The following is a 24,306-nucleotide window of genomic DNA, read 5'->3' as shown; positions in this document are numbered from 1 at the left end:
CACGCAATTCCCCGCACGCCGCCGAATTCGCGACGTCCATGGGCCGTATCCTCTTCCCCCGGCCCCCCAAACCTGCCATTATTGGCGTTCAGGCACACAAGATAGAGCAGCACCATGGCCGACGACCTTCTTTCAGGGCAGCCCGACGCGAATGCCTATGACGCCTCCTCCATCGAGGTGCTGGAGGGGCTGGAGCCCGTGCGCAAGCGCCCCGGCATGTATATCGGCGGCACCGATGAACGCGCGCTGCATCACCTGGTGGCCGAGGTGCTCGACAATTCCATGGACGAGGCTGTCGCGGGCCACGCCACCCGGATCGAGGTCGAATTGCACGCCGACCATTCCGTCACCATCCGCGACAACGGACGCGGCATCCCCGTCGACCCGCACCCGAAATTCCCCGACAAATCCGCGTTGGAGGTGATCCTCTGCACCCTCCACGCGGGCGGCAAGTTTTCCGGCAAGGCCTACCAGACCTCCGGCGGTTTGCACGGCGTCGGCATCTCCGTCGTCAACGCGCTGTCCGACACGCTCCGGGTGGAGGTGGCCCGCAACCGGGAGCTCTTCGCTCAGGATTTCTCCCGTGGTGTCCCGCAAGGCCCTGTCCAATCCCTCGGCGCCACCCCCAACCGGCGCGGCACCACCGTCACGTTCCATGCCGATGAGCAGATCTTCGGCTCCCTGCGGTTCAAACCCGCCCGCCTGATGAAGATGGTCCGCTCCAAGGCCTATCTCTTTTCGGGGGTGGAGATCCGCTGGAAAACCGCCATCGACGACGGCGAAACCCCGGCGGAGGCGACCTTTCACTTCCCCGGCGGCCTCAGCGATTATCTCAAGGAAACCCTGGGCCAGACCGCCACCTATACCGAGCAGCCCTTCGCCGGGAAGGTCGAGTTCGAGGCGCGTTTTTCCGTCCCCGGCTCCGTCGAATGGGCGATCTCCTGGACGCCCGCGCGTGACGGCTTCATCCAATCCTACTGCAACACCGTCCCTACCCCCGAAGGCGGCACCCACGAAGCCGGGTTCTGGGTCGCGATCCACAAGGGCATCCGCGGATACGGGGAGCTTTCGGGCAACAAGAAAGCGGGCCTGATCACCCGCGACGACCTGATCACCGGGGCCTGCGCGCTGGTGTCGTGCTTCATCCGCGAACCGGAATTCGTGGGCCAGACCAAGGACCGCCTCGCCACCACCGAAGCGCACCGGCTGGTGGAGGCCGCCGTGCGCGACCATTTCGACATCTGGCTCGCCTCCAACACCAAGGAAGCGGGCGCGATCCTCGATTTCCTCGTCCTGCGCGCCGAGGAACGCCTGCGCCGCAAGCAGGAAAAGGAGACGCAGCGCAAATCGGCCACCAAGAAGCTGCGCCTGCCCGGCAAGCTCGTCGATTGTTCCACCGCCACCCGCGACGGCACCGAATTGTTCATCGTGGAGGGCGACAGCGCGGGCGGGTCGGCCAAGATGGCGCGTGACCGCAAGACCCAAGCCCTCCTGCCCCTGCGCGGCAAGATCCTCAACGTGCTGGGGGCGGCCTCCTCCAAGCTCGGCCAGAACGCCGAGATTTCCGATCTTTGCCAGGCCCTCGGCGTCGGCATGGGGACCAAATTCAATATCGAGGATCTGCGCTACGACAAGGTCATCATCATGACCGACGCCGATGTCGACGGCGCCCATATCGCGGCGCTGCTGATGACGTTCTTCTTCTCCCAGATGCGCCCGATGATCGACGCGGGCCACCTGTACCTCGCCTGCCCGCCGCTGTTCCGCCTGACCCAAGGCGCCAAGCGCGTCTATAGCATTGATGAGGCGGAGCGTGACGAATGGCTCGAACGCGGCCTCGGCGGCAAGGGCAAGATCGACGTCTCCCGCTTCAAGGGCCTGGGAGAGATGGATGCCAAGGACCTCAAGGAGACGACGATGGATGTGCGCACACGCAAGCTGATCCGCGTGTCGGTGGACGAAGACGCGCCCGGGGAAACCGGCGATCTGGTCGAACGCCTGATGGGAAAGAAGCCGGAATTGCGCTTCCAGTATATCCAGGAAAACGCGCGGTTCGTGGAGGAGTTGGATGTTTAACCGCTTCTGCCTCGCCACCCTCATCCTCGCCACCGCCGCATGCGGCAGTGCGCCCGAGACGCTCATCATGTCCCGCCGCACCGGCCTGACCGGCAGCGGAGAGATCACCCAAGGCGCGCTGCGCAATTCCGGCGAAATGCGGATCGAGACCCAATACGAGACCTTCACCGGCCGCTGGGTCGCCGTCCGCGAGGGCGCGAACCAGGGGCTCGAGCTGCTGCAAAGCTACGCCGGCGGGTCGATCCTCCGCGGCACGGCGGAGCTTCTGTCCGAAACCGAGGCCGGCTTCGGCACGGCGATCCTGACCAGCGACGGCGGCCGCTCCATGCGGTGTGAGTTCAGGTATACGGGCGTGAACATCACGGCGATTGGGGTGTGTGAGACAACGGACGGGGAAGTGTTTGATTTGCAGGTGTCGTGAGCCTGGACTTCAGCTTTCCAAAAGCAAAGAACTGTGGAGCTAAAATGGTATCGATTGCGTTGGATTGTCCGCACTGTGGCTCAAGAAAATCGGCATTTGAACTCGCTCGAGATTATCCCGACTTGGGTACTGATAGAATGGTTAGCACTATAGGGGCGTGCGGGGTTTGCAGGCGAAATATCTTACTCCAGTTCCAGTATTTGCATTCTGGTCGGGGCGCGGGACCAATCGAAAACGCTAAACAGGAAGACGGCATTACAAAATACACTCTTGTGGGATTTTATCCAAAGCCCCCTGAGCCAAAGTTGGCCGCACACATTCCTGAAAAAGTTTCAGTGCCGCTTGCGGAAGCGGAAGAGTGTTTCATCGCAGGTCATTTTTCCGCAGCCGGTTCATGCTACCGAAAAGCTATTGAGCGGGCTGTCAGGATACTGGACTCTGCAGGAAAAGGCATGCTCAATTCGAGAATACGAAAGATCGAAAAAGAGCGTTCCTTACCCAAATCCTTAGTCGACCTGCTCGATGAAGTTCGCCTTTTTGGTAACGACGCCATTCATGACGATCTAGATCCAACCAAAGAAGATTGCGACGCAGCTCGTGACTTTGCCGACCTCTTTTTGACCTTTACCTTTAGTCTTCCTGCAAGAATTGAACATGTTCGCAGCAAACGTCATTTGGATGCCGAATAACGCAAAACCTCGGTGGATCTTCGTCTGAAGGTTACACGTAGACCCGCGGGGCGGCGCATCCGCCCTCTGATCGACCCACTTTATTGCAGCCAAAGCACTCCTAGCCATCAACCGCGGACCAAGATCCACCAAAGCGCCGCCCCGTCACGCCAAAAGCGTGCCGACTAATCATGGCGCACCTCCGGTGCGACGGGGCGGGTCGGCGCTGGCCACGGCGCGCTGCGCGCTTGATTCCGTGGCCGGGTCCTCTGCTCATCCGTAGATCAGACGCGCCATCGCCTGCCCGTGGGATGGCGCAGCGACGCCGGTTTGCTCCACTTTATCCCGGCCAAACCCCTCCCGGCCATCTGCCGCACGCCCAGCCTCACCAAAGCGCCAGCCCGTCACGCCGAAGGCGTGCCGCTCATACACGGCGCATCTCCGGTGCGCCGGAACGGGCAGGCGCTGGCGCGGGCACCACAGGTGCTGTTCCGCGCTTGGGTCTCCGCCTCGCCCGTAGACCGGGCTTCAGCCCGGAGTCTCACCGTCCGCCACTCGCGCCTTGGCCCGCTCGACTGTAGGGCGGGACTTGTCCCGCCGTCTCCCCATCGGCCGGGTCAAACCCCGCCCTTCGCGCTCCCACCGCACTGCCGTTTTGCGCCCGCAAAACGGACCGGAAAACGCGCGTTTTTCGGCTGCGGCCAACCCTCCCTCTTCCACGCCCCCCCCCTTAACAAACCGTTAACAAAAATCCCTTTCCCAAACAAAACCAACACCTTAACCCCCGGTTGCAACCTTGCAACCCACTCCCCCTTGCCACACCCCACCTCCCGCGCCCACACTCAGGCCCATTGATTGACCCATAAGGAAGACCCCATGCGCGCCCTCATATTTGCCCTCGCCCTCCTCCTGCCCCTCGCGGCCCAGGCCCAGACCAACGACACCTCCAACCCGATCATCGCCCGCATGGCTCAGCTGGTCGCCGCCTACAACGCCCAGGACCTCGCCGCGATCGGCGCGATCTATGCCGAGGATGCCGCCCTCTTCCCGCCGGGGGAGGCCGCGATCCTGGGGCGCGAGGCCATCGTCCAGCACTACGCCGACGCCATCGCCTCCGGCGCGCGGGACGTGCAGTTCATGACCTTCGACATCCGCTCCACCGACGCCACCGCCGTGGAGGTGGGAGAGACCGTTCTGCAAGCCGGGGAGAACCGCGTCGTCACCCGTTACATGCATCTGTGGGAGGTGATCGACGGACAGATCCTCCTGACCCGCGACATGTATCACGTCCTGTCGATCCAGTGACGCCCGCCGACGCCCAGACGCTCCTCGCCGACCATTTCGCGCCCTGGGTCCTCGACCTGAATCTCAGCGTGGCGGAGATCGGCGAAAGCCACGCCCTGACCCGCCTGCCCCTCACTCCCCGGCTCGCGCGGGTGGGCGGCATCGTCTGCGGCCAGGCGCTGGCGGCCCAGGCCGACACGACGATGATCCTCGCGCTTGCGGGCTATGTGGGGGATTTCGTGCCCGCAGGCACCGTCACGCTGGACACGCAATTCCTGCGCCCCGGCAGCGGGACCGCGATCCTCTGCCACGCCACGATCATCCGGGCGGGCAAGACCCTCGCCTTCGCCCGGGCCGACCTGCGCGCGGAGGAGAGCGGCAAACCCGTCGCCACGGTCACCGCCACGCTCGCCCTGCCCTAATCCTGCTGGCTTTCCAGAAAAGCGACGAGGTCCACCACTTCCGGGCTGGTCAGCACCGTCTGCCCGCCGGGGCTGGTCATCACCTCGCTCATGTCGCTGAAGACCCGGCCAAAGATCGGCATCTCGCCACCATGGCCCACCAGCGGGTCGCGCCCGTCAATCAACCACGCCACGCCCACACGAGGGAAATAGCCGCCATAGCGCGCCTCGATCTGGCGCAGGTCGGGGGGCGGGATCACCAGGATCTCTGCCATCGGACCATTGCCCCGCAGGTCAATGCCGTGGCAGACGGCGCAGTTCTCGGCATAAAGCGTCGCCCCCGCCTCAAGGTCTTGGGCGGCGGCGGGCATGGGCGCGATGAGGGCGGCCAGTGCAAGGTGGCGCAGAAATGACATGGGTGATCCTCCTCCCCCCAGATTAAAGGTTGAAACGGCGCGCGCCTTGATCCCCGTCAAACCGGTTCGGTGTTGCTTGTGCCGGACGGGGATTCGCGCCAACGTGCCGGTTATGCGCCTCACGCTTTTGATTGTTCTGACCCTGATCCTCGCTGCCTGCGGCCGTCCACTGACCGAGGCTGAGGCCGCCTATATGGCCGAGCTTCAGGGTGACACGTTCGACCCTCGCCCCGTTCGGATCGCCGAAAACCCGCTGGTGGGCATCTTCACCCAGACCTACCCCACGCGCCCGCCCGTGACCTGCCGCGAACGGATCGTCCCGCCGCCCGAGACCGCCACCATTTCCGCGCGCACCGGTGGGATCGTGTTTTTCAACACGCTGCATCTGCGCGAAGACCTCGTCTTGCCCGATTACACCCGGTTCCCCGATGGAACGCGCGGCCTTGTCGCGGCGATGTTCTTCGCCCATGAGATGACCCATATCTGGCAATGGCAGAACCGGGCGATCACCAATTACCACCCGTTCCGCGCCTTCTGGGAACATGCGACGATCGAGGACCCGTACCTGTTCTCCACCGATGAGCCGCGGGCGTTCCTGTCCTACGGCTTCGAGCAGCAGGCCTCGCTGGTGGAGGAATATGTCTGCTGCCGTGCCGTCCATCCCGAAGGCGGGCGCACCGCGCGGCTGGAGGCGCTGATCGGACAGGTCATGCCCGTCACCCCCCTGCGGGAGCGGGCCGACAGCACACCCATCTTCTTGCCGTGGGAGGATGCGCCCCTCTCCGGTATCTGTTCCTGATCGGGGGTCCCATGCCCACCCAAGCGCTCATCATGTTCGCCGCCGGGATCGGCATTCCGCTTCTGGCGGCGCTCAATGCGCGGCTTGGGGCGAATATCGGCTCTCCTGCGGCGGCGGCCACGATCCTGTTCATCGTGGCGTTCTGTGCGGCGGGGGCGACGATGATCCTGACGGGGGTGGAGCCCTTGCGCGCCCTGCCCGGTCAGCCAAAACACCTGTTCCTTGCGGGGCTCCTGGTGGCGTTCTACGTGCTCAGCATCACCTATGTCGCGCCCAGTTTCGGGATCGGAAACGCGGTCTTCTTCGTGCTTCTGGGCCAATTGGTCAGCGCCGCGGCGATCGACCATTTCGGCCTGTTCGGCGCGCAGGTGGCCCCGGTGACGGGCCTGCGCCTTGCCGGGATCGCGGTGATGGGGATCGGCGTGGCGATCACCCAGTTGGGCCTCGCGCGCTAGGGACGCTCAGCCGGCCTTTTCGGCCAGCTCCAGCCATTCCATTTCAGCCGCGTCCAGCTTGCCCTGCCGCTCTGCCAGAGCTTCCGTGGCCTTCTGGGCCTTGACGGGATGGGCGGTATAGATGTCGGGATCGGATAAAAGCTCGGAGAGTTTGGCAATCTCCGCCTCCAGCCGCTCGATCAAGGCGGGCAGTTCCTCCAACCGGTGCTTCTGCGTATAGGACAGGCCGTCTTTCGCCGGTTTTTCAGCGGCTTGCGCGGCGACCTTCATGGGCTTGGCCTTGGTCGGAGCACCTTGCAACAGCGTCCGGTCGCCCCGCTGCGCCAGCATGTCGGACCAGCCGCCGGCATAGGCCACGGCCCGCCCCGCCCCTTCCAGCGCCACCGTGACCGTCGCGACGCGGTCGAGGAAATCGCGGTCGTGGGAGACCAGCAGGACCGTTCCGGGATAATCGCCGAGCAGGTCCTGCAACAGGTCGAGCGTTTCCACATCCAGATCGTTGGTCGGTTCGTCGAGGACCAGCAGGTTGCTTTCCCGCGCCATGATCCGCGCCAGCAGGAGCCGCGCCTTTTCCCCGCCCGAGAGCGAACGCACGGGCGCGCGGGCCTGGGCATCGTCGAACAGGAAATCCTTGAGGTAGCCCACGACATGCCGGGGCGTGCCGCGCACCATGACCTGATCGGCCCGGCCACTGACCCCGATCTCCGGATCACCCGCCAGCGCGTCCCAAAGCGTCTGGTTCGGGTCAAGGGCGGAGCGGGTCTGATCGAAGACCGCCATTTCGATCCCGGTGCCAAGCGTCACCGACCCCGTATCGGGCGCAAGCCTGCCCGTCAGCATGTTCAGAAGCGTCGTTTTGCCCGCGCCATTGGGCCCGACGAAGGCCACACGATCCCCACGCAGGACGCGCAGGTCGAAAGGTTTCAGGATCACCGTGTCGCCGTAGGTCTTGGAAATCCCCTGCGCCTCGATCACGCGTTTGCCGGATTGGGTCCCGGCCTCGAACGCCATCGCCGCAGTGCCCTGCCGCCGGATCATGGCGGAGCGTTCGGCGCGCAATTCCCCAAGCGCACGCACCCGTCCCATGTTGCGCTTGCGCCGCGCGCTGATGCCCTCCACGGCCCACCGCGCCTCTGCCTTGATCTTGCGGTCGAGCTTGTGGCGGGCCAGATCCTCCTCCGCCCAGATCGTGTCGCGCCATGCCTCGAACCCGTCAAACGCCCCGTCACGGCGCCGCACCACGCCCCGGTCGAGCCAGAGCGTGCCGCGCGCCAGCGCCTGAAGGAACGCCCGGTCGTGGGAGATGACGATGAACGCGGCCTTGCTGGCCGACAATTCCCGCTCCAGCCACTCGATCGCCTCGATATCCAGATGGTTCGTGGGTTCGTCCAGCAACATCAGGTCCGGCGCTTCGGCCAGAAGCCGCGCCAGCGCCGCGCGCCGCCGTTCCCCGCCCGAGGCCGCCGCCACATCCGCATCCAGGCGCAGCTTCAGCCCCTCCGCCGCCGCCTCCACCCGCCATTCCTCGGACGGGCCGAGCGTGGCGAGCGCGAAGTCCCGCAAGGTGGCGAACCCGGTGAAATCCGGGTCCTGCTCCAGGTAGCCCACGGAGGTGCCATCGGGCAGGACGCGGCTGCCCGCATCGGGTTCCACCAGCCCCGCCATCACCTTCATCAGCGTCGACTTGCCCGACCCGTTGCGCCCCACCAGCGCCATACGGTCCCCCGCCTGCACGATCAATTCGAGGTCCGCGAAAACCGGATCGCCCCCGAAAGTGAGGGCAATGTCAGAGAGTTGCAGAAGCGGAGGTCTGGCCATGGCCCCGGGCTAGTCCCCGCGCCCGCCGCGGTCAAGGCGATCCGTGGTGAGACAGATCGGTCACAGGTCTTGTTTTGTTGGCTACGGGGCGATTGCCGTGGGGTCACCTCTGCACGATAGTACCCGCAGGAAAGCTGCCCATTTCTTGAAGGATTTCAATATGCGGACCCTGATTCTCTCCACGAGCCTCCTCGCGCTCGGCACCGTCGCGGCCCAGGCGCAGGTCTATGGCTCGGCGGGCTTCACGTTCAGCGACACTCATCTGAGCAATGTCGCACAAAATCCGATCGTAGGTAGCCCGACGAACGAACCCTTCGACAACACGTTGCATCGCTATACCGGCACGATCGGATACCTTTGGAATGACATGGTCTACGGGCAGCTGGAATTCAGCAGCGCCGAAACGGACCTCGATGATCAGACGGTGGAGGACGCCTATCTCAGCAGCTATCGCTATGCTGTTCGCGGTGGCTATGTCGGCGGAACGTTTGTCATTGGTGCGTTCTACGGCGCGTTCGAGACGATCCAGGATAACGATGCCAACAATCGAACGAGTGAACGTGAATTCTGGGGCATCGAAGGCAGCTATCGTCTTCCGCAGAACGTCACCGCCTTTGTGCAGATCGGTCAGATCGGGGGGCCGGGCGGCACCGATGGGGGTGGTGACGATTCCATTCACGACGCGGACTTCTATCTTCTGGGCGCAAGTTATGACCTGTCCGACTTTGTCACTCTGACCGGATCGTTCGCGGATGCAAACGGACGGATGGACGGGGATGACATGGAAGCGAGCACCTTCTCCGTCCGGATGGATTTCGATGTCCCCAGCGTACAGAACCTCTTCCTGCACGCTGAGATCACGCAAACCCGGCTCTTCCAGGACGAAAGTGGTGGTGAGGAGATGCGTGACAACACAATCTCGCTCGGAGCCACCTACCGCTTCGGTGGCCAGGGGCCCATGACCACGATGGCGGATCTCGGCTACCTCGAAAACTGGTCGGCCCTGTCCGGCGGCGTGATGGAGTAGGCCTTCAACCCCCCAGCATCCAGGTGCCGTCCGGCCAGAAGGCGTGGAAGGCGAACGCGAACATGACGTCGTGGGGCAGGTCCTGGCCCGCGGCGTTACGCACGCGGATCTGGCCCACATCGCGCCCGTCGGCGATCCGCGCCGCGTCGAGGGCGGAGGCCGCGCCCGCTTCCCACGTGATCGTCACCCCCGCCTCCGTCACTTCCCCCACCTGCGACAGGCGCTCCAGCGTCCAGGCGCGGTCGCCCACCCGCACCACGCGGGCCAGCGGGCTGATGCCGTGGGGCGGCTCCTCCCCCGAATAGAGGAACGGCCAATTCTCCGTATCGTAGCCCACGTAGGGGTTGCGCCCATAAGGCCTGCGAAATCCGCGCGGTTCGGCCATGACGACACCGTCGGGATAGGCGGCACGGAACGATTCCCAGCTTTCCAGCCAGCCCGGCAGCTGCACCAGCTCCGTGCCCGCATGGACGCCCACAATCCCCTCTCCGACCGCCTGTTGCCACCAGCTTTCGGTCTGACGGTCGAACATGATCATGTCGGAATGGCGCAAATTGCCCGACACCCCGAAGCTGAGCACCTCGCCCCCCACGCGCCGGTCGAACACCATGGCGGAGTTGCACAAAGGACAATAGGTGACGGCAAAGGGGAACCCGCCCACTTCATCATTCACGATTTCGTGCCAGGTCAGGTAGCGCAGGGGATAGGCGCGCGCGGCGGTGCCCTCGAAGGCGACGGTCAGAACCGGCTCCGCGCCCGCGAGGCCGTCTTCGCGCGCGGCGTCGATCATCCGGGGCATGTCGAGCGCGGGGATACCATCGCGCGGCACCCCGCCGGAGCGGACCTCCGACAGATCGACAATCGCGGTGCTGAAATCGGTGTTGGGCCAGCCGGCGGTCGGGTCGATGCCCTGGGCCACGGCAGGTGCGGCCAGCAGAGCGGCGGCCAGCGCCAACGGTTTCAAATGTCCCATCATCATCTGCGTCCCCTCCCACAAGAAACGGGCGCGCCGTTCGCTCGGACGCGCCCGTTCAGGATGTCAGGCGGACGAGGCGGGTCACAGCCCCTTTCACGCAGATGTGCGCGGGCGAGAGGTTACTCCGTCACCTCGGCCTCTTCGTCCTCGGGCGGCGGCGGCACGGGATCATCGGCGCGGACGCGAACCGCGACCATGCGATCCGGCTCCCCCACCACGGCACCGTTCCGTCCCCGGCCCCGGCGGATCAGATCGACATGCTCCATGCCTTCGACCACCTGCCCCACGATCGTGTAGCTGCCGTTGAGATGCGCGGCGGGCTCGAACATGATGAAGAACTGCGAGTTGGCGCTGTCGGGCCGCTGCGCGCGGGCCATGCCGATGGTGCCCCTCTCAAAGCTCAGGTCCGAGAATTCAGCGGGAAGATCGGGATATTCCGACCCACCCCGCCCGGCATAGCGCATGTCCATGCCGATGCGCCCGAATTCGACGTCGCCCGTCTGCGCCATGAAGCCGTCGATCACCCGGTGAAAGACCACGTTGTCATAGGCGCCTTCCTCGGCCAGGGTCACGATCCGCTCCACATGAAGCGGGGCGGTCTCCTCGAACAGGTCGATGATGATCGTGCCTTCGCCTTCGCCCGCGATATCGATCTCCAGCCCGGTGGCCGCGGCCTGCGTCGCCGCGCCCGCCACGATCATCGCAAGGACCAGCCCCTTACGCATCGGCGGCCACCTTGACGGAGATCATCTTGTCGGGGTTCGCGGGCGGCTCCCCCCGGGTGATCGCGTCCACATGCTCCATCCCGTCGATGACGCGGCCATAGACCGTGTATTGACCGTTGAGGAAATCGTTGTCCTTGAAGTTGATGAAGAACTGGCTGTTGGCGGAATTGGGATTGGAGGATCGCGCCGCGCCAAGGGTGCCGCGTGCATGGGGCAGTTTGGAGAATTCCGCCGGCAGATCCGGCTTGTCCGACCCGCCGGTCCCCGCCATGCGCAGATTGCCGCCGTCCTTGCCGTGCTGCACGTCGCCGGTTTGCGCCATGAAGCCGTCGATCACCCGGTGAAAGACCACGCCGTCATAGGCACCTTCGCGGGCCAGCTCCTTCATCCGGTTGGTGTGTTCGGGCGCGACATCGGCCATCAGCTCAATCGTGACGGTGCCGTCCTTGAGTTCCATGAGGATCGTGTTTTCGGGGTCTTTGATATCGGCCAATTTGGCTCTCCTTGAGATGTCTGTTGTGTGAAGTGTCCGGGATGTCCCGCCTCAGCGGGCATATTTCTCGTTCAGCGCTTTGTGGACGGCGGGCGTCACGAAGGGGGAGACGTCCCCGCCAAGGCGCGCGATTTCCTTGACGAGTTTCGACGCAATGGCCTGGTGTTCGGCCTCTGCCATCAGGAAGACGGTGGTGATGTCGGCGTTCAGCTTCCGGTTCATGCCGACCATCTGGAATTCGTATTCGAAATCCGCCACCGCGCGCAGGCCGCGGATGATGAATTCCGCCCCCACGTCCACGGCGCAGTCGATCAGCAGGTTCTCGAACGGGTGGGCCACGATCTCCGTCCCGAAGGCATCGGTCATCTTGGCGCATTCGGCCTCAACCATCGCGACGCGTTCATCGAGGTCGAACAACGGCCCCTTGTCGCGGTTGATCGCGATGCCGATCACCAGCTTGTCGACCAGCTTGCAGGCCCGCTTGATCACATCGACATGGCCAAGCGTGATCGGGTCGAATGTCCCCGGATAAAGCCCTGTGCGCATCGGCGCCCTCCCTCGTGCGTCGCGACGGAGGCAAACACGATTGGCGCGCCGGTTGCAACCGAGTCAGGGGACGGGCGGCGGGGCGTCGGCGGTCAGAAGCCCTTTATCATGCCTTCAAGTGCGGCCTTTTCCATCGAAAGCTCGGCCAATTGCGCCTTCACCACGTCACCGATGGAGATCAGGCCGATCATCTCCGCCCCGTCCATCACGGGCATGTGGCGGAACCGCCCCTCGGTCATCTTCTTGAGCACGCTGTCCACGGTCTCGTCCCGCGTGGCGGAGATGATCTTGGATGTCATCAACTTTTCCACCGGATCGCTCAGGCAGCCCGGGCCGGTCGCCCCTATGGCGCGCACGATGTCGCGTTCCGACAAGATGCCGTTCATGGAGGTGCCGTCCGACGACACCACGACCGCGCCGATCCGCTTGGCCGACAGGATCTTGGCCGCATCCCCGACGCTGGAGCCCGGTGCCACCGACACCACGCCGTCACCGCTTTTGTCCTTCAGGATTTCTTGGACCAGCATGGGAACGCTCCTTTACCACCTGTGGCTCGATTGCATGGGCAAGCGTCCCCCGGCACGGGGCGTTCTGTCAAGGTTTTGCGCCATTTAGCCAAGGCTCTGCGCCTCCAGCCGCGCGATCTCACCCCGGATGCCATCGCCCAGAAGCCCCGCCACCCGGTCCAGCCGCGCGTCCCGTTGCCCCGCATGGCGGGTCAGCCAGAAGGTCCGCGTGAGCGCGACATCGCCGGGCAGGACCCGCACCAGTTCCGGGGCGGCCGGCAGGGCGAAATCGTGGACCACCGCCAACCCGCCCCCCGCGCGCGCCATCTGCAATTGAACCGAGATCGAGGTGGAGGTGAGCGGCACCCGCACCACCCCGAGGGCGGAGAGGTAATCCAACTCCGCATCGAAGATCATGTCCGGGATATAGCCGATCATCCGCGCATCGCGGAGGTCCGCTACCCCGCGCGGCGCGCCGTTTCGCGCCAGCCAGTCCTTGGACGCGGCCAGCGACAGGCGATAATCCCCCAACTTCTCCGCCAGTAATTTATCCGTCTGCGGGCGTGAGACGCTGATCGCCAGATCAGCCTCCCGCCGGGACAGGTTCACGATCCGCGGCAGGGCGAGGATTTGCAGGTCCAGATCCGGGTGGCTCTCCGCGATCCGCGCGCAGACCTGCGGCAGAAGATAGGTGGCACACCCGTCCGGCGCACCGATGCGGATCGCGCCCGACAGGCGCTCCCCCGCCCCCGTCAGGGCCCCCACGCCGCGCGCCAACGCGCCCTCCGCCTCCTCCGCATGGGTCAGAAGGCGCTGGCCTGCCTCGCTCAGGCGGTAGCCCTGTGGCGATTTCAGGAACAGGCTCGCGCCCGCCGCCTCCTCCAGACGCGCGATCCGGCGGGCGATGGTGGCCGGGTCCATCCGCAGCGCGCCCTTGGCCGCCGTCAGGCTTTCGGCCCGCGCCGTGGCCAGGAATACACGCAGATCGTCCCAGTTCATTCTTGTATTTCCGCAAAATGATCCTGCGAACCTGTCTCTTTTCCCGGCGAGAATGCAAGGGTAAGCTGCGCATAACGTTTATTGGGGAGAGATCAGATGCAGCAGATCGGACATTGGATCAACGGCAGCCATGTCGCCGGCTCGGGCCGGACGGCGGATGTGTGGAACCCGGCCACCGGTGAGGTTCAGGCGCAGGTCGCCCTTGCCTCGAAGGCGGAGTTGGATCAGGCCGTGGCCGACGCCGCCGCCGCGCAACCCGCCTGGGCCGCGATGAACCCGCAGCGCCGGGCGCGCGTGATGATGGCTTTCGTGCAGCTTCTGCACCGCGACATGGACAAACTGGCCGAGGCGCTCAGCCGCGAACACGGCAAGACGATCCCCGATGCCAAGGGCGACGTGCAGCGCGGCCTAGAAGTGGTGGAATTCTGCATCGGCGCCCCGCATCACCTCAAGGGCGAATTCACCGACGCCGCTGGCCCCGGCATCGACATGTATTCCATGCGCCAGCCGATCGGCGTGGCGGCAGGGATCACGCCCTTCAACTTCCCCGCCATGATCCCGATGTGGAAAATGGCCCCCGCGCTCGTTTGCGGCAACGCCTTCATCCTCAAGCCGTCCGAACGCGATCCGTCCGTTCCGATGATGCTGGCGGAATTGCTGCAAGAGGCGGGCCTGCCCGATGGCGTCCTGCAGGTCGTCAACGGCGACAAGGAAAGCGTCGATGCGATCCTGGATAATGAGACCATCGCGGGCATCGGCTTCGTCGGCTCCACGCCGATCGCCGAATATATCTACAGCCGTGGCTGCGCCAACGGGAAGCGCGTGCAATGCTTCGGCGGGGCCAAGAACCACATGATCATCATGCCCGACGCGGATCTGGATCAGGCCGCCGATGCGCTTGTGGGTGCGGGCTACGGCGCGGCGGGTGAGCGTTGCATGGCAATCTCCGTCGCCGTCCCGGTGGGGGAGGAGACGGCGGATCGCCTGATCGAGAAGCTGGTCCCGAAGGTCGAGGCGCTGAAGGTCGGCCCCTACACCTCGGGCGATGACGTGGATTATGGCCCTGTCGTCACGCCGATGGCGAAGGACAACATCCTCAAGCTGGTCAATTCCGGCGTCGAACAGGGGGCGGAGCTGGTCGTCGATGGTCGCGACTTCTCGCTCCAAGGTTACGAGGATGGCTTTTTCGTCGGTCCCCACCTCTTCGACCGCGTGACGCCCGACATGGACATCTACCAGCAGGAGATCTTCGGCCCGGTCCTCAGCACCTTGCGCGCGGGATCTTACGAGGAAGCCCTGAAACTTGCGATGGACAACCAGTACGGCAACGGCACCGCGATTTTCACCCGGGACGGTGACGCGGCGCGGGACTTCGCGTCTCGTGTGAACGTGGGCATGGTGGGCATCAACGTCCCGATCCCCGTGCCGCTGGCCTATCACACCTTCGGGGGATGGAAGAAATCGGCCTTTGGCGACCTGAATCAGCACGGACCGGACGCCTTCCGCTTCTACACCAAGACCAAGACCGTCACCTCCCGCTGGCCCTCGGGCATCAAGGAAGGCGGGGAATTCACCATTCCCGTGATGGAATAAGTCCCCCGCGCCGCGCCCCTTGCGGGGGGCGGGGCGTCCGTGGTTAATTGTCGTCTATGTCCTTGAATTATCAAATCTTCCCCGATCGCGGCCTGGTTGTCATCACCTATATCGGTCGGGCCGAGATCGAGGAGACGGGCCGCGTCTTTGCCCAATTCGCGCAGCATCCCGACGCCGCGCCGGGGCAGAAGCACCTGATCGACCTGTCACAGGTCACGGAGGTGGAACAGGATTTTCCCCGCCTTATGGCGCTCCAGGCCCGCAAGGCCGGGGAACTGGGCCTGCCCATCATGCCGTCGATGCTGGTCTATTTCTGCCCCACGCCCATCGCCCGCCGCATGGCCGAAATGGTCTACAAAAGCTGGGACGGCGTGGGTGGACCCGCGCTTGCGATGATTGAGGATGAGGCGGAGGCACTGGCCCTCGTAGGCTGTGCGGAGACGCGCATCGCCGAATTGAAGCGCCGTGTGGCGGAGGATTGAGCGGCTCTCCGACGGGTTAACATTCCGTTAAAATCACATTCGACTTCAAAGTATTTCAATGACTTACGCGATTTATCACGCGTGATACGCCCTGCCCCCGGCGCAAAAAAGAACCCCCGGAGCAGGCTCCGGGGGCAAGTCCAACAGGGAGGGAGGGTCGTGGGGGATCAGCGCGAGGCCACGCTGGAAATCTGGGGGGCGCTGCCCGTCACCGGAACGGCCAGGGGCGCGGCATTCGCGGCGGCTCCGAAGACGAGGGAGCCGAGGACGGCGATGGTCAGGATGGAGCGGATCAGCATCGGGCGAGGTCCTTGGTGGCTTTTGTTGAGATCACCCTACCGCCCCGCCCCCGTGTTCCGCGATTGCGGGAAACCCTACCCTCAGGTGCCGGACCGGTCGGGGAATCCGTACCCGAGGCCGTTGCCTGCGTGGTTCGAAACCGCCCACCGCGCCGCTGCCCACTTGCCAAGCCCCCCTGCCCCGGCCCACGCTGCATGGGATGCGGGAGGGATGCCATGGCCTATAGCTTCGATGACGACCACTTCACCCTCGGGTTGGAGGAGGAATACCTCCTCGTGGATCGCGATACCTATGAATTGGCCGAAGCGCCCGACGGTTTGATGGCCGCCTGCGTCGACAAGCTGGCCGGGCAGGTCAGCCCGGAATTCCTGCAATGCCAGATCGAGGTCGGCACCGGGATCTGCCCGACGATCGCCGACGCCCGCGCCGATCTTGGCCGCCTGCGCGCCACCGTTGCGGATTGCGCCGAACGCTTCAACCTCGCGCCCATCGCCGTGTCCTGCCATCCCTTCGCCGATTGGAAGGACCAGCCCCACACCGACCGCGACCGCTATAACCAGTTGGCGCGCGATCTGGGCGGCGTCGTGCAGCGCATGTTGATCTGCGGGGCCCATTGCCACGTGGGCCTGCCCGCCGAGAACGTGCGCATCGACATCATGGGGCAGCTGGCCTATTTCCTGCCGCATCTCCTGGCGCTTTCGACGTCCTCTCCCTTCTGGCAGGGGCGTGATACCGGCCTCGCATCCTACCGGCTGACCGTGTTCGACAATCTTCCGCGCACGGGGTTGCCGCCCGAATTCTCCTCCTTCGGGGAGTTCCGCCGCTCCGTCGAGGTGCTGCTCGGGCTGGAGGTGATCGAGGATACGTCAAAAATCTGGTGGGACCTGCGCCCGTCAGCGAATTTCCCGACGCTGGAGACGCGGATCTGCGACGTGTCCCCCCGGCTGGAGGATCAGCTGGCGCTGTCGGCCCTGATCCAGTGCCTCGTCCGGATGCTGATGCGGCTGCGCCAGAACAATCAACGCTGGCGGGTGTATGACCGGTTCCTCATCAACGAAAACCGCTGGCGCGCGCAACGCTACGGCGTGTCCGAAGGGCTGATCGATTTCGGACGCGGGGAGATCGTGGACATGGGCGTGCTGGTCAAGGAACTGATCGCTTTGGTGGAGGAGGATGCCGAAATCCTTGGCTGCCGGGAGGAGCTTGAGCGCCTGCATAGCATGGCCACCGAGACCAGCGCCGACCGACAGCGCAAGGTGTACCAGGGGATCCGGAACGCGGGTGGCGACCATGACGCGGGGATGCGCAGCGTGGTCGAGCATTTGGTCGACGAATTCCACATGGACCTTTGAGTGGCCACCGCTTGCAAAAGTCCTGCAACACTCGGTAATTAAACAAGCGTTCAATTCCTCGGAGGGGCGGAGATGGATTTTGCACTGAGCGAAGAGGCCACGGCGATCTACGACATGGCGCGGGCCTTCGGTGAGGCCGAGATCGCGCCGAACGCCCTGCAATGGGAGCGCGACGGCGACATTCCCAAGGCGCTTTGGCCGAAACTGGCCGAACTGGGTTTTGCGGGGCTTTACGTGTCCGAGGAGAACGGGGGATCAGGCCTGTCACGGCTGGAGGCGACGCTGGTGTTCGAGGCGCTGTCGGAAAGCTGCGCGTCGGTTGCGGCGTTTCTGTCGATCCACAACATGTGCGCCAAGATGATCGAGACCTTCGGGTCGGACGAGATGCGCGCGCGGTTTCTGCCCCCCGCCCTGACGATGGACACCGTTTTCTCCTATTGTCTGACGGAACCCGGGTCCGGCTCGGACGCGGCAGCTCTGAAAACGCGGGCTGAGCGCACGAACGAGGGCTATCGCCTGACCGGCACCAAGGCTTTCATCTCGGGCGGCGGCTATTCGGACGCCTATATCGTGATGTGCCGCACGGGCGAGGACGGGCCGAAGGGCGTATCGGCAGTGATTGTCGAGGACGGCGCTGACGGGCTGTCCTTTGGGGGCCTTGAGGAAAAGATGGGCTGGCGGTCGCAACCGACGCGCCAGGTGCAGCTGGACGGATGCGCGATCCCGGCAGAGAACCTGCTTGGCGAAGAGGGCAAGGGGTTCCGCTATGCCATGGCGGGCCTGGACGGCGGGCGGCTCAACATCGCGGCCTGCTCCCTCGGGGCTGCGGCGGCGGGTCTGCGTGCAACGCTGGATTACATGGGCGAACGTCGCGCGTTCGGCAAAAGCATCGACCAGTTCCAGGCGTTGCAGTTTCGGCTCGCGGATATGGAGATCGAGCTTGAAGCCGCCCGCGTGTTCCTGCGCCAGGCGGCGTGGAAGCTCGACACCGGCGCGCCCGATGCCACCAAGGCCTGCGCGATGGCCAAGAAATTCTGCACCGAGGCCGGGTCACGCATCGCCGATCAATGCCTGCAACTCCATGGCGGCTATGGCTACCTCGCCGATTACGGGATCGAGAAGATCGTCCGCGATTTGCGGGTGCATCAGATCCTTGAAGGCACGAATGAGATCATGCGGATGATCGTGGCCCGCCAAATGCTGGCCGACCGTGGCTGAGCCGCGTAGACGCGTCATGGTCCGAGAATGGCCGGTACCGGATGCCCCAGGCAGGCGGTTCTTCGGCAAGATCATACAGGGAGCCTGCGCCAGATGAGCGACGACATCCACATTCGCATCGAAGGCCGCGCCGGGCGGATCACGCTGAACCGGCCCGAGGCGCTGAACGCGATCACCTACAAGATGTGCCTCGCGATCGAGGCCGCGCTGGATGATTGGACCGGTGACGACCGAGTCGAATTGGTCCTGATCGACGCCACGGGCGAGCGGGCCTTTTGCGCGGGTGGCGATATTCAGGAGATGTACGACACCGGGATGGCGGGCGATTTCGCCTATGGCCGCCGGTTCTGGGCCGATGAATACCGGATGAATGCCAAGATGTTCCGGTTCCCTAAGCCGGTGGTCACGTTCCTGCACGGCTTCACCATGGGTGGCGGCGTCGGCGTCGGCTGCCATGGGTCGCACAGGATCGTCTGCGAAAGCTCCCAGATCGCGATGCCGGAATGCGGGATCGGGCTGGTGCCGGATGTCGGCGGCTCGTTGCTGCTCGCGCGCGCGCCGGGGCGGTTGGGGGAATATCTGGGCGTGACGGCAGCCCGCATGGGGCCCGCCGACGCGATCTATGCCGAATTCGCGGATTACTACATCCCCGAGGACACGTGGCAGAGCCTGAAGGATACGCTGATCGAGACCGGCGATTGGGAGGCGGTGGACCGCGCCGCCGAGGCCCCGCCCCAGGGCGTGTTGAACTTTCAGCAAGACGCGATTGATCGGCTTTTCGGGGGAGAGACGCTGCGCGATGTGGCGACGGACCTACAAAATGACGGCGTCAGCGTCACCTGCCGGGAGGCCATGAAGATGATGGCGCGCAATTCGCCGCTTTCGATGGCCTGCGCGATCGAGCTGGTCCATCGCGCGCGTCTGCGCGACGATATCGGCCACGCGCTTCAGAACGAATACCGGTTCACTGCGCGGTCGATGGAGCACGGTGATTTCCTTGAAGGCATCCGCGCCGCGATCATCGATAAGGACCGCAACCCGTCGTGGAAGCACGCGGGGTTGACCGATCCGTCCCCCTTGGACGTATCGAACATGCTGCGCCCGCTGGGGCCGGACGAACTGAAGATTTGAGTGAGAGGGAGGCCAGGCCATGGAGATCGGGTTCATCGGATTGGGGAACATGGGCGCGCCGATGGCGGCCAATCTGGCGGCGGCGGGCCACAATGTCCGCGGTTTCGATACCATCGCCGATGCGCCAGAGGGCGTGACGCGCGCAAGCTCCGCCGCGGAGGCGGCAAAGGGTGCGGATGTGGTCATCACCATGCTGCCCAATGGCGCGATCTTGCGCAGTGTCGCGACGGAAGTGATCCCGGCCATGGCGCAGGGCGCCGTGTTCGTCGATTGCTCCACCGTGGAGGTCGACGCGGCGCGCGAGGTGGCCAAACAGGCCGAGGCAGAGGGCCTGGGATGGCTGGACGCGCCGGTCTCGGGCGGTGTGGGCGGGGCGGCGGGCGGCACGCTCACCTTCATGGTCGGCGGGTCGGAGACAGCATTTGAAACGGTCCAGCCGCTTTTCGAAATCATGGGGCAGAAGGCGGTTTTGTGTGGGCCCGCCGGCAACGGGCAAGCCGCGAAGATCTGCAACAACATGATCCTGGGCGTCACGATGATTGCCACCTGCGAGGCCTTCGCCATGGCCGACAAGCTGGGATTGAGCCGTCAGGCGATGTTCGACGTCGTCTCCACCTCCTCCGGCTATAGCTGGACGATGAACGCCTATTGCCCCGCCCCCGGCGTCGGGCCGCAGAGCCCGGCGGATAACGGGTACAAACCCGGCTTCGCGGCGGAGTTGATGGTCAAGGATCTGGGACTTGCGCAGGCGGCGGCGGAGGCGGCGGATGCAGATACGCCCATGGGCGCTGCGGCGCTGGCGCTCTACCGGCAATTCGTGGAGGACGAGGACGGACGCGGACAAGATTTCTCCGCCATGCTGCCACGCTTCGAATCACGGGGGCGAAGCGGTTGAAGGTGCTCATTTTCTTTTTCTAGGTGTTGTTGCGAAAATGTGGCATACTGATGCAAGACACTCCAAGATATGTCCACCTCGTCGGTCCCGTACGCTGCATTTGGAAGGTGCACCTCGTTCTTGCCGCCCGGGATCGTCGGACAGATGTGTCACAGAACGCTCCGCACTAACCTGCGGAGCGTTTCTTTTTGGGATCAGGCCCGGCCGTTCGCCAACAGCGCGTCAAGCCGGGCGTAGGACATCTCCATCCTGTCGACCATGCCATGGTCGAGCACCATTTTCCGGGTCGCCGCGTCGGCATATTCGATACGGGTACGCACGAGGGTTCCGCCCCCTTCCGTATCCTCAAACGTGACGATGTTCTTCGTGGGCGGCCCCATCGCCGCATCGCTCGTGCCTTGGTGAAACGTCTGGGTGTCGGCAAGCCTTCGGCCTGGATCGACCTCCGAATAGATGCCGGAAAAGCCGAATTCCTCCCCCGATTGCGTGTTGCGCCAGCGCCAGTGGTAGGTGCCGCCGGCCCGCGCCTCCACCTCGCAAAGGGTCATGTCCCAGCCCGGTGGCCCAAGAAGCCATTGCACCAATTGATCCGGTTCGATGTTGGCGCGCCAGACGTCCGGACGCGGAGCATCGAATTGGCGGTCGATCACAAGGGCGCTGTCGCCGTCTTCTGTCACCTTGCAGGGCTCGGGCATGGCTTCATCCTTTGGTGCCGTTGCACAATCAGAGCATTGTCTAGCTTCCCTATCCTAACAGGCCGTTGCGCGTTCCGGAAATCGGCTTGCGGGACGGCATGTAAAAAAGATTCACTTTCCTCTTGCCTCCGCCGTGGACGATCCCATATGAGTTAATGTGATTAACATTTACATTCACCAACACACCAAACAGGAGACAGATATGACAAGTACCGCAGCCCCCGCCATTCAAGCCGACCATCAGGGCTGGCTGTCGAAGGCGGAATCCTGGCTCGACGCCCGCGGCAAAGGCGCATGGATCGCCGCCATGGTGCTCGGGTTCATCTTCTTCTGGCCGCTCGGCCTCGCCCTTCTGGCCTATATGATATGGAGCAAACGCATGTTCAACGGATCGTGTTCGTCCCGCCGCCACCGCGGCGCCAATTTCCGCACCACCGGCAACAACGCCTTTGACGCCTATAAGGCCGACACGTTGCGCCGCCTGGAAGAAGAACAGGGCGCGTTCGAGGATTTCCTCCAGCGCCTGCGGGAAGCCAAGGACAAGGCGGAATTCGACCAGTTCATGGAAGATCGCGCGAAATCCGACGACGGCAAACCTGCCTCCGCCTGATAGAATGGCCGGGCCCGGAGATGATCCGGGCCCGGTTTTTTTTGAGGAATGACGCCCTGCGCAAGGAGATCCGATCATGGCTGAACCCGCACCCTCCCCCGCTGCCCCGGTTGCCCCGGCCGTACAGGTCATTTCGATCCTGCTCTACGCGGGCTTCGCGATCTCCGTCTCCATCGTGACGATGGCGATGTTCGGCATGATCGGCATCGCGCTGGCCGCCCTTTTCGCCTGGCAATGGGGCCGCATCCCGGTGCTGAGCGGACGTTTCGCCCTGGAAGACGGGATCGCCGCCCTGCGTCCCGACGTGGCGGAAATGGCGGAACAACCCGCCAGCGGAAATTCCAGTTTCGATGCCTATCGCGCCACCCTTTTGCACCGGCTGGAGCAGGAGCAGGGCCAGTTCGAAGGCTTCCTCGACCGCCTGCGCGATGCCAAGGACAAGCGGGAATTCGACACCTTCATGGATGACCGCGCCCGCCGCGTCCGCCTGAGTGCGGAGGCGATAGACGCCTGATCCGGGGCGCGCCCGAATTCGTGGCGCGCGCCCCGCCCTTTTTCCCCTTTCAAACCCGGAATCCGTTTCCCATGTCCCATGTCATGACCAATGCGAGTCTGCCCGATCCCCATTACGATGCCGCGTTCTATGACGGTGTCCTGCCCAAGCGCCTCTTCGCCTGGGTGATCGACGCCAGCCTGATCGTCGCCGGGATGATCCTGCTCAGCATCGTGACCGCGGGCATCGCGTTCGTGCTGTGGATTCCCGTACACGCGACCCTCGCTTTCCTCTACCGCTGGACGACGATCAAGAACCGGTCGGCCACCTTCGGGATGCGGGTGATGAATATCGAGTTGCGTGGGCCAAACGGCGCGCCCCTGACCTCGGGGGAGGCCGCGATCCACACCGTCAGCTTCCTGGGCTTCGCGTTCTTTTTCCTCCTCCAGCTTGTGTCCATCGCGATGATGCTGGGGCGGCCGCTCAACCGGTCGCTGCCGGACGAGATTGTGGGATCGGTCATGCTCAACCGCTGCGCCTGACCCGGGGCACGCGGCAGTAACCGACCACGGAAATAGCTGTTGCCCCCCGCCCCGCCCCTGTTGCAGGCTGTTTTGCAGACGTTCAGGACCACCGTGACATGCGCCATACCCTGCCAATCGCGCCGCAATTCTATGTGACGGCCCCACAGGCCTGCCCCTATCTCGATGGGCGGCGGGAGCGGAAGCTGTTCACCGCGTTGCAGGGCGACCAGGCGGAGACCCTGAACAATTCCCTGTCCAAGCAGGGCTTCCGGCGGTCGCAGAATGTCCTTTACCGTCCGTCCTGTACCGATTGCGCGGCATGCCTTTCGGCGCGGATCCGGGTGGCGGATTTCGCCCCCACCCGCAGCCACCGCCGGGTCGCCCGGCGCAATGCGCGCTTGACCCGCGCGCCGCGCTCCGCCTGGGCGACGGAAGAGCAGTACAACCTCTTCCGCACCTACCTCGATGCGCGCCACGCCGATGGCGGCATGGCGGATATGGATGTCTTCGAATTCGCCGCGATGATCGAGGAAACGCCGGTCCGCACCCGCGTGATCGAATATCGCGACCCCGACCGGATCGGACCGGACACGGATGAAGAGGGGCCGCTGGCCGCCGTGTGCCTGACCGACATCCTCGATGACGGGTTGAGCCTCGTCTATTCGTTCTTCGAGCCCGCGTTGCAGAAATCCTCCCTCGGGACCTACCTGATCCTCGACCACGTCACCCTCGCGCAGGAAGCGGGGCTGCCCTATGTCTATCTCGGCTATTGGGTGCCGGGATCGTCCAAGATGGGATACAAGGCGAGCTTCCCGGCGCTGGAGGTTTATGTGGGCGGGCAATGGCAAAGCCTCGGTGATCCGGAAGAGTACTCGACCCAGACCCACCCGCTGTCCACCGATCCCATTGCGCAGCAGGTGGCCCAGATCACGCTGCCGGACCTGCGCGGCGACGGCTAGGTGCGCCTCGGCCTCATCACGTTTCTCGTTCCCGACTACGATACCGGCCTGCGCTTCTTCGGCGACGGGCTTGGCTGGGATCTGGTCAGCGACGAAGACCAGGGGCGCAAACGCTGGGTCGTGGTGACGCGGGATCTGGCTGCGCCGGACGCGCCGTCGCTTGTCCTCGCCGTTCCGACAACCCCGGCGCAACGCGCGGCCCTCGGGCAGCAAACCGGGGACCGTGTGGGGTTCTTCCTGCAAACGGACGATTTCGAGCGGGACGCGGCGCGGATCACCGCCGCCGGTGGCACCTTCATCGAGGCGCCGCGCGATGAGCCCTATGGCCGGGTCGCCCAATGGCGCGACCCATGGGGCAATCTGTGGGACCTGATCGCACCGCCCCGCGCCTGACCCCCCTCTTCCATGTGCCCCAAATATCCTCGGGGGGTGAATTGCTGTCCC

Annotated in this window: 30 protein-coding genes; 19 read left to right on the top strand and 11 right to left on the bottom strand. The window is 64.5% G+C overall.

Annotation, left to right across the window (positions count from 1 at the left end; translation table 11 throughout):
• Nucleotides 1-114: 114 nt before the first annotated feature.
• Genes parE through KUW62_RS06070 form a run of 3 tightly spaced genes read left to right on the top strand, consistent with a single transcriptional unit; the run spans nucleotide 115 to nucleotide 3,186 of the window.
• Nucleotides 115-2,076 carry a DNA topoisomerase IV subunit B gene (gene parE, locus KUW62_RS06080; protein ID WP_224814615.1) on the top strand — a complete coding sequence of 654 codons (1,962 nt, stop codon included), beginning with the start codon at nucleotides 115-117 and terminating at the stop codon, nucleotides 2,074-2,076.
• Nucleotides 2,069-2,497: a hypothetical protein gene (locus tag KUW62_RS06075; RefSeq protein WP_224814614.1), complete on the top strand. Its 429-nt coding sequence runs from the start codon at nucleotides 2,069-2,071 to the stop codon at nucleotides 2,495-2,497. Before parE ends, KUW62_RS06075 begins: the two co-directional genes overlap by 8 nt.
• On the top strand, nucleotides 2,494-3,186 hold the full coding sequence (locus KUW62_RS06070; RefSeq protein WP_224814613.1) for a DUF4145 domain-containing protein: 693 nt from the start codon (nucleotides 2,494-2,496) through the stop codon (nucleotides 3,184-3,186). The genes KUW62_RS06075 and KUW62_RS06070 overlap by 4 nt, the downstream gene beginning before the upstream one ends.
• A gap of 252 nt (nucleotides 3,187-3,438) precedes the next feature.
• Here the strand turns inward: KUW62_RS06070 and KUW62_RS06065 are convergent, their stop codons facing one another.
• The gene (locus KUW62_RS06065) at nucleotides 3,439-3,597 is read right to left on the bottom strand and encodes a hypothetical protein (RefSeq protein ID WP_224814612.1); all 159 of its coding nucleotides are present in this window, start codon (nucleotides 3,595-3,597) and stop codon (nucleotides 3,439-3,441) included.
• A 444-nt stretch (nucleotides 3,598-4,041) separates the two neighbouring features.
• On the opposite strand from KUW62_RS06065, the gene KUW62_RS06060 reads away from it, so the two are divergent.
• Entirely contained in the window at nucleotides 4,042-4,470 is a 429-nt protein-coding gene (locus tag KUW62_RS06060) for a DUF4440 domain-containing protein (protein ID WP_224814611.1), read from the top strand.
• Nucleotides 4,467-4,871: a PaaI family thioesterase gene (locus KUW62_RS06055; RefSeq protein ID WP_224814610.1), complete on the top strand. Its 405-nt coding sequence runs from the start codon at nucleotides 4,467-4,469 to the stop codon at nucleotides 4,869-4,871. Before KUW62_RS06060 ends, KUW62_RS06055 begins: the two co-directional genes overlap by 4 nt.
• Here the strand turns inward: KUW62_RS06055 and KUW62_RS06050 are convergent.
• Nucleotides 4,868-5,266 (bottom strand): c-type cytochrome, encoded by a 399-nt coding sequence (locus KUW62_RS06050; RefSeq protein WP_224814609.1) that lies wholly within the window; start codon nucleotides 5,264-5,266, stop codon nucleotides 4,868-4,870. The two genes, KUW62_RS06055 and KUW62_RS06050, sit on opposite strands and share 4 nt — an antisense overlap.
• 112 nt (nucleotides 5,267-5,378) lie before the next feature.
• On the opposite strand from KUW62_RS06050, the gene KUW62_RS06045 reads away from it, so the two are divergent.
• Nucleotides 5,379-6,065 (top strand): hypothetical protein, encoded by a 687-nt coding sequence (locus tag KUW62_RS06045; RefSeq protein ID WP_224814608.1) that lies wholly within the window; start codon nucleotides 5,379-5,381, stop codon nucleotides 6,063-6,065.
• Nucleotides 6,066-6,076: 11 nt separating this feature from the next.
• On the top strand, nucleotides 6,077-6,520 hold the full coding sequence (locus KUW62_RS06040; RefSeq protein WP_224814607.1) for a DMT family transporter: 444 nt from the start codon (nucleotides 6,077-6,079) through the stop codon (nucleotides 6,518-6,520).
• Nucleotides 6,521-6,526: 6 nt separating this feature from the next.
• Here the strand turns inward: KUW62_RS06040 and KUW62_RS06035 are convergent, their stop codons facing one another.
• Nucleotides 6,527-8,338, bottom strand: a complete 1,812-nt coding sequence (locus tag KUW62_RS06035; protein ID WP_224814606.1) for an ABC-F family ATP-binding cassette domain-containing protein — start codon at nucleotides 8,336-8,338, stop codon at nucleotides 6,527-6,529.
• A gap of 160 nt (nucleotides 8,339-8,498) precedes the next feature.
• On the opposite strand from KUW62_RS06035, the gene KUW62_RS06030 reads away from it, so the two are divergent.
• On the top strand, nucleotides 8,499-9,365 hold the full coding sequence (locus tag KUW62_RS06030) for a porin (protein ID WP_224814605.1): 867 nt from the start codon (nucleotides 8,499-8,501) through the stop codon (nucleotides 9,363-9,365).
• 4 nt (nucleotides 9,366-9,369) lie between these two features.
• Here KUW62_RS06030 and KUW62_RS06025 read toward each other — a convergent pair whose 3' ends face one another.
• The 6 genes from KUW62_RS06025 to KUW62_RS06000 all read right to left on the bottom strand — a co-directional run bounded on the left by KUW62_RS06025 (nucleotide 9,370) and on the right by KUW62_RS06000 (nucleotide 13,610).
• On the bottom strand, nucleotides 9,370-10,338 hold the full coding sequence (locus KUW62_RS06025) for a DUF3179 domain-containing protein (RefSeq protein WP_224817049.1): 969 nt from the start codon (nucleotides 10,336-10,338) through the stop codon (nucleotides 9,370-9,372).
• Between the two features lie 122 nt (nucleotides 10,339-10,460).
• Complete coding sequence (locus KUW62_RS06020; protein WP_224814604.1) at nucleotides 10,461-11,066, bottom strand: peptidylprolyl isomerase; 606 nt, start codon at nucleotides 11,064-11,066, stop codon at nucleotides 10,461-10,463.
• Nucleotides 11,059-11,559 carry a peptidylprolyl isomerase gene (locus KUW62_RS06015; protein ID WP_224814603.1) on the bottom strand — a complete coding sequence of 167 codons (501 nt, stop codon included), beginning with the start codon at nucleotides 11,557-11,559 and terminating at the stop codon, nucleotides 11,059-11,061. The genes KUW62_RS06020 and KUW62_RS06015 overlap by 8 nt, the downstream gene beginning before the upstream one ends.
• Before the next feature lie 51 nt (nucleotides 11,560-11,610).
• Nucleotides 11,611-12,105 carry a pantetheine-phosphate adenylyltransferase gene (gene coaD / locus KUW62_RS06010; RefSeq protein WP_224814602.1) on the bottom strand — a complete coding sequence of 165 codons (495 nt, stop codon included), beginning with the start codon at nucleotides 12,103-12,105 and terminating at the stop codon, nucleotides 11,611-11,613.
• Nucleotides 12,106-12,197: 92 nt separating this feature from the next.
• Nucleotides 12,198-12,632, bottom strand: a complete 435-nt coding sequence (locus KUW62_RS06005) for a CBS domain-containing protein (protein WP_224814601.1) — start codon at nucleotides 12,630-12,632, stop codon at nucleotides 12,198-12,200.
• 84 nt (nucleotides 12,633-12,716) lie between these two features.
• Nucleotides 12,717-13,610 (bottom strand): LysR family transcriptional regulator, encoded by an 894-nt coding sequence (locus tag KUW62_RS06000; RefSeq protein ID WP_224814600.1) that lies wholly within the window; start codon nucleotides 13,608-13,610, stop codon nucleotides 12,717-12,719.
• A 96-nt stretch (nucleotides 13,611-13,706) separates the two neighbouring features.
• On the opposite strand from KUW62_RS06000, the gene KUW62_RS05995 reads away from it, so the two are divergent.
• Both KUW62_RS05995 and KUW62_RS05990 read left to right on the top strand, forming a co-directional pair.
• Entirely contained in the window at nucleotides 13,707-15,203 is a 1,497-nt protein-coding gene (locus tag KUW62_RS05995) for a CoA-acylating methylmalonate-semialdehyde dehydrogenase (RefSeq protein WP_224814599.1), read from the top strand.
• Between the two features lie 56 nt (nucleotides 15,204-15,259).
• Nucleotides 15,260-15,685, top strand: a complete 426-nt coding sequence (locus KUW62_RS05990; RefSeq protein ID WP_224814598.1) for a hypothetical protein — start codon at nucleotides 15,260-15,262, stop codon at nucleotides 15,683-15,685.
• Nucleotides 15,686-15,852: 167 nt separating this feature from the next.
• Here the strand turns inward: KUW62_RS05990 and KUW62_RS19030 are convergent, their stop codons facing one another.
• Nucleotides 15,853-15,984 (bottom strand): hypothetical protein, encoded by a 132-nt coding sequence (locus tag KUW62_RS19030; RefSeq protein WP_255598592.1) that lies wholly within the window; start codon nucleotides 15,982-15,984, stop codon nucleotides 15,853-15,855.
• A 216-nt stretch (nucleotides 15,985-16,200) separates the two neighbouring features.
• Here KUW62_RS19030 and KUW62_RS05985 point away from each other — a divergent pair, with 216 nt between their 5' ends.
• The 4 genes from KUW62_RS05985 (at nucleotide 16,201) to mmsB (ending at nucleotide 20,581) form a co-directional block, all read left to right on the top strand.
• A complete protein-coding gene (locus KUW62_RS05985) occupies nucleotides 16,201-17,337 on the top strand; it encodes a carboxylate-amine ligase (protein ID WP_224814597.1) in 1,137 nt (378 codons plus the stop codon).
• 72 nt (nucleotides 17,338-17,409) lie between these two features.
• Nucleotides 17,410-18,555 carry an acyl-CoA dehydrogenase family protein gene (locus KUW62_RS05980; RefSeq protein WP_224814596.1) on the top strand — a complete coding sequence of 382 codons (1,146 nt, stop codon included), beginning with the start codon at nucleotides 17,410-17,412 and terminating at the stop codon, nucleotides 18,553-18,555.
• A 93-nt stretch (nucleotides 18,556-18,648) separates the two neighbouring features.
• On the top strand, nucleotides 18,649-19,686 hold the full coding sequence (locus KUW62_RS05975; protein WP_224814595.1) for an enoyl-CoA hydratase/isomerase family protein: 1,038 nt from the start codon (nucleotides 18,649-18,651) through the stop codon (nucleotides 19,684-19,686).
• A gap of 19 nt (nucleotides 19,687-19,705) precedes the next feature.
• On the top strand, nucleotides 19,706-20,581 hold the full coding sequence (mmsB, locus tag KUW62_RS05970) for a 3-hydroxyisobutyrate dehydrogenase (RefSeq protein ID WP_224814594.1): 876 nt from the start codon (nucleotides 19,706-19,708) through the stop codon (nucleotides 20,579-20,581).
• Nucleotides 20,582-20,775: 194 nt separating this feature from the next.
• Here the strand turns inward: mmsB and KUW62_RS05965 are convergent, their stop codons facing one another.
• The gene (locus KUW62_RS05965; protein ID WP_224814593.1) at nucleotides 20,776-21,276 is read right to left on the bottom strand and encodes an SRPBCC domain-containing protein; all 501 of its coding nucleotides are present in this window, start codon (nucleotides 21,274-21,276) and stop codon (nucleotides 20,776-20,778) included.
• A 202-nt stretch (nucleotides 21,277-21,478) separates the two neighbouring features.
• On the opposite strand from KUW62_RS05965, the gene KUW62_RS05960 reads away from it, so the two are divergent.
• The 5 genes from KUW62_RS05960 (at nucleotide 21,479) to KUW62_RS05940 (ending at nucleotide 24,255) form a co-directional block, all read left to right on the top strand.
• Complete coding sequence (locus KUW62_RS05960; protein ID WP_224814592.1) at nucleotides 21,479-21,886, top strand: DUF2852 domain-containing protein; 408 nt, start codon at nucleotides 21,479-21,481, stop codon at nucleotides 21,884-21,886.
• Nucleotides 21,887-21,962: 76 nt separating this feature from the next.
• Nucleotides 21,963-22,400 (top strand): DUF2852 domain-containing protein, encoded by a 438-nt coding sequence (locus tag KUW62_RS05955; RefSeq protein WP_224814591.1) that lies wholly within the window; start codon nucleotides 21,963-21,965, stop codon nucleotides 22,398-22,400.
• An 83-nt stretch (nucleotides 22,401-22,483) separates the two neighbouring features.
• The gene (locus tag KUW62_RS05950; protein WP_224814590.1) at nucleotides 22,484-22,921 is read left to right on the top strand and encodes an RDD family protein; all 438 of its coding nucleotides are present in this window, start codon (nucleotides 22,484-22,486) and stop codon (nucleotides 22,919-22,921) included.
• Between the two features lie 98 nt (nucleotides 22,922-23,019).
• The gene (locus tag KUW62_RS05945) at nucleotides 23,020-23,862 is read left to right on the top strand and encodes an arginyltransferase (RefSeq protein ID WP_224814589.1); all 843 of its coding nucleotides are present in this window, start codon (nucleotides 23,020-23,022) and stop codon (nucleotides 23,860-23,862) included.
• On the top strand, nucleotides 23,863-24,255 hold the full coding sequence (locus KUW62_RS05940) for a VOC family protein (protein WP_224814588.1): 393 nt from the start codon (nucleotides 23,863-23,865) through the stop codon (nucleotides 24,253-24,255).
• Nucleotides 24,256-24,306 lie beyond the last annotated feature (51 nt).

The sequence above is a fragment of the Hasllibacter sp. MH4015 genome, from assembly GCF_020177575.1.
Lineage (GTDB): Bacteria > Pseudomonadota > Alphaproteobacteria > Rhodobacterales > Rhodobacteraceae > Gymnodinialimonas.
This window is presented reverse-complemented; position numbering and strand designations above follow the sequence as displayed.

Bases quoted from the DNA above. Each gene is read 5' to 3' on its own strand.
- KUW62_RS05960 (WP_224814592.1), top strand. From the start codon at position 21,479: ATGACAAGTACCGCAGCCCCCGCCATTCAAGCCGACCATCAGGGCTGG.
- KUW62_RS06020 (WP_224814604.1), bottom strand. From the start codon at position 11,066: ATGCGTAAGGGGCTGGTCCTTGCGATGATCGTGGCGGGCGCGGCGACG.
- KUW62_RS05950 (WP_224814590.1), top strand. From the start codon at position 22,484: ATGACCAATGCGAGTCTGCCCGATCCCCATTACGATGCCGCGTTCTAT.
- KUW62_RS06060 (WP_224814611.1), top strand. From the start codon at position 4,042: ATGCGCGCCCTCATATTTGCCCTCGCCCTCCTCCTGCCCCTCGCGGCC.
- KUW62_RS05965 (WP_224814593.1), bottom strand. From the start codon at position 21,276: ATGCCCGAGCCCTGCAAGGTGACAGAAGACGGCGACAGCGCCCTTGTG.
- KUW62_RS05985 (WP_224814597.1), top strand. From the start codon at position 16,201: ATGGCCTATAGCTTCGATGACGACCACTTCACCCTCGGGTTGGAGGAG.
- KUW62_RS05995 (WP_224814599.1), top strand. From the start codon at position 13,707: ATGCAGCAGATCGGACATTGGATCAACGGCAGCCATGTCGCCGGCTCG.
- KUW62_RS06005 (WP_224814601.1), bottom strand. From the start codon at position 12,632: ATGCTGGTCCAAGAAATCCTGAAGGACAAAAGCGGTGACGGCGTGGTG.
- KUW62_RS06050 (WP_224814609.1), bottom strand. From the start codon at position 5,266: ATGTCATTTCTGCGCCACCTTGCACTGGCCGCCCTCATCGCGCCCATG.
- KUW62_RS19030 (WP_255598592.1), bottom strand. From the start codon at position 15,984: ATGCTGATCCGCTCCATCCTGACCATCGCCGTCCTCGGCTCCCTCGTC.
- KUW62_RS05980 (WP_224814596.1), top strand. From the start codon at position 17,410: ATGGATTTTGCACTGAGCGAAGAGGCCACGGCGATCTACGACATGGCG.
- KUW62_RS05945 (WP_224814589.1), top strand. From the start codon at position 23,020: ATGCGCCATACCCTGCCAATCGCGCCGCAATTCTATGTGACGGCCCCA.
- KUW62_RS06045 (WP_224814608.1), top strand. From the start codon at position 5,379: ATGCGCCTCACGCTTTTGATTGTTCTGACCCTGATCCTCGCTGCCTGC.
- coaD (WP_224814602.1), bottom strand. From the start codon at position 12,105: ATGCGCACAGGGCTTTATCCGGGGACATTCGACCCGATCACGCTTGGC.
- KUW62_RS06075 (WP_224814614.1), top strand. From the start codon at position 2,069: ATGTTTAACCGCTTCTGCCTCGCCACCCTCATCCTCGCCACCGCCGCA.
- parE (WP_224814615.1), top strand. From the start codon at position 115: ATGGCCGACGACCTTCTTTCAGGGCAGCCCGACGCGAATGCCTATGAC.
- KUW62_RS06025 (WP_224817049.1), bottom strand. From the start codon at position 10,338: ATGGGACATTTGAAACCGTTGGCGCTGGCCGCCGCTCTGCTGGCCGCA.
- KUW62_RS06000 (WP_224814600.1), bottom strand. From the start codon at position 13,610: ATGAACTGGGACGATCTGCGTGTATTCCTGGCCACGGCGCGGGCCGAA.
- KUW62_RS06035 (WP_224814606.1), bottom strand. From the start codon at position 8,338: ATGGCCAGACCTCCGCTTCTGCAACTCTCTGACATTGCCCTCACTTTC.
- KUW62_RS06030 (WP_224814605.1), top strand. From the start codon at position 8,499: ATGCGGACCCTGATTCTCTCCACGAGCCTCCTCGCGCTCGGCACCGTC.
- KUW62_RS05975 (WP_224814595.1), top strand. From the start codon at position 18,649: ATGAGCGACGACATCCACATTCGCATCGAAGGCCGCGCCGGGCGGATC.
- KUW62_RS06040 (WP_224814607.1), top strand. From the start codon at position 6,077: ATGCCCACCCAAGCGCTCATCATGTTCGCCGCCGGGATCGGCATTCCG.
- KUW62_RS05990 (WP_224814598.1), top strand. From the start codon at position 15,260: ATGTCCTTGAATTATCAAATCTTCCCCGATCGCGGCCTGGTTGTCATC.
- mmsB (WP_224814594.1), top strand. From the start codon at position 19,706: ATGGAGATCGGGTTCATCGGATTGGGGAACATGGGCGCGCCGATGGCG.
- KUW62_RS05955 (WP_224814591.1), top strand. From the start codon at position 21,963: ATGGCTGAACCCGCACCCTCCCCCGCTGCCCCGGTTGCCCCGGCCGTA.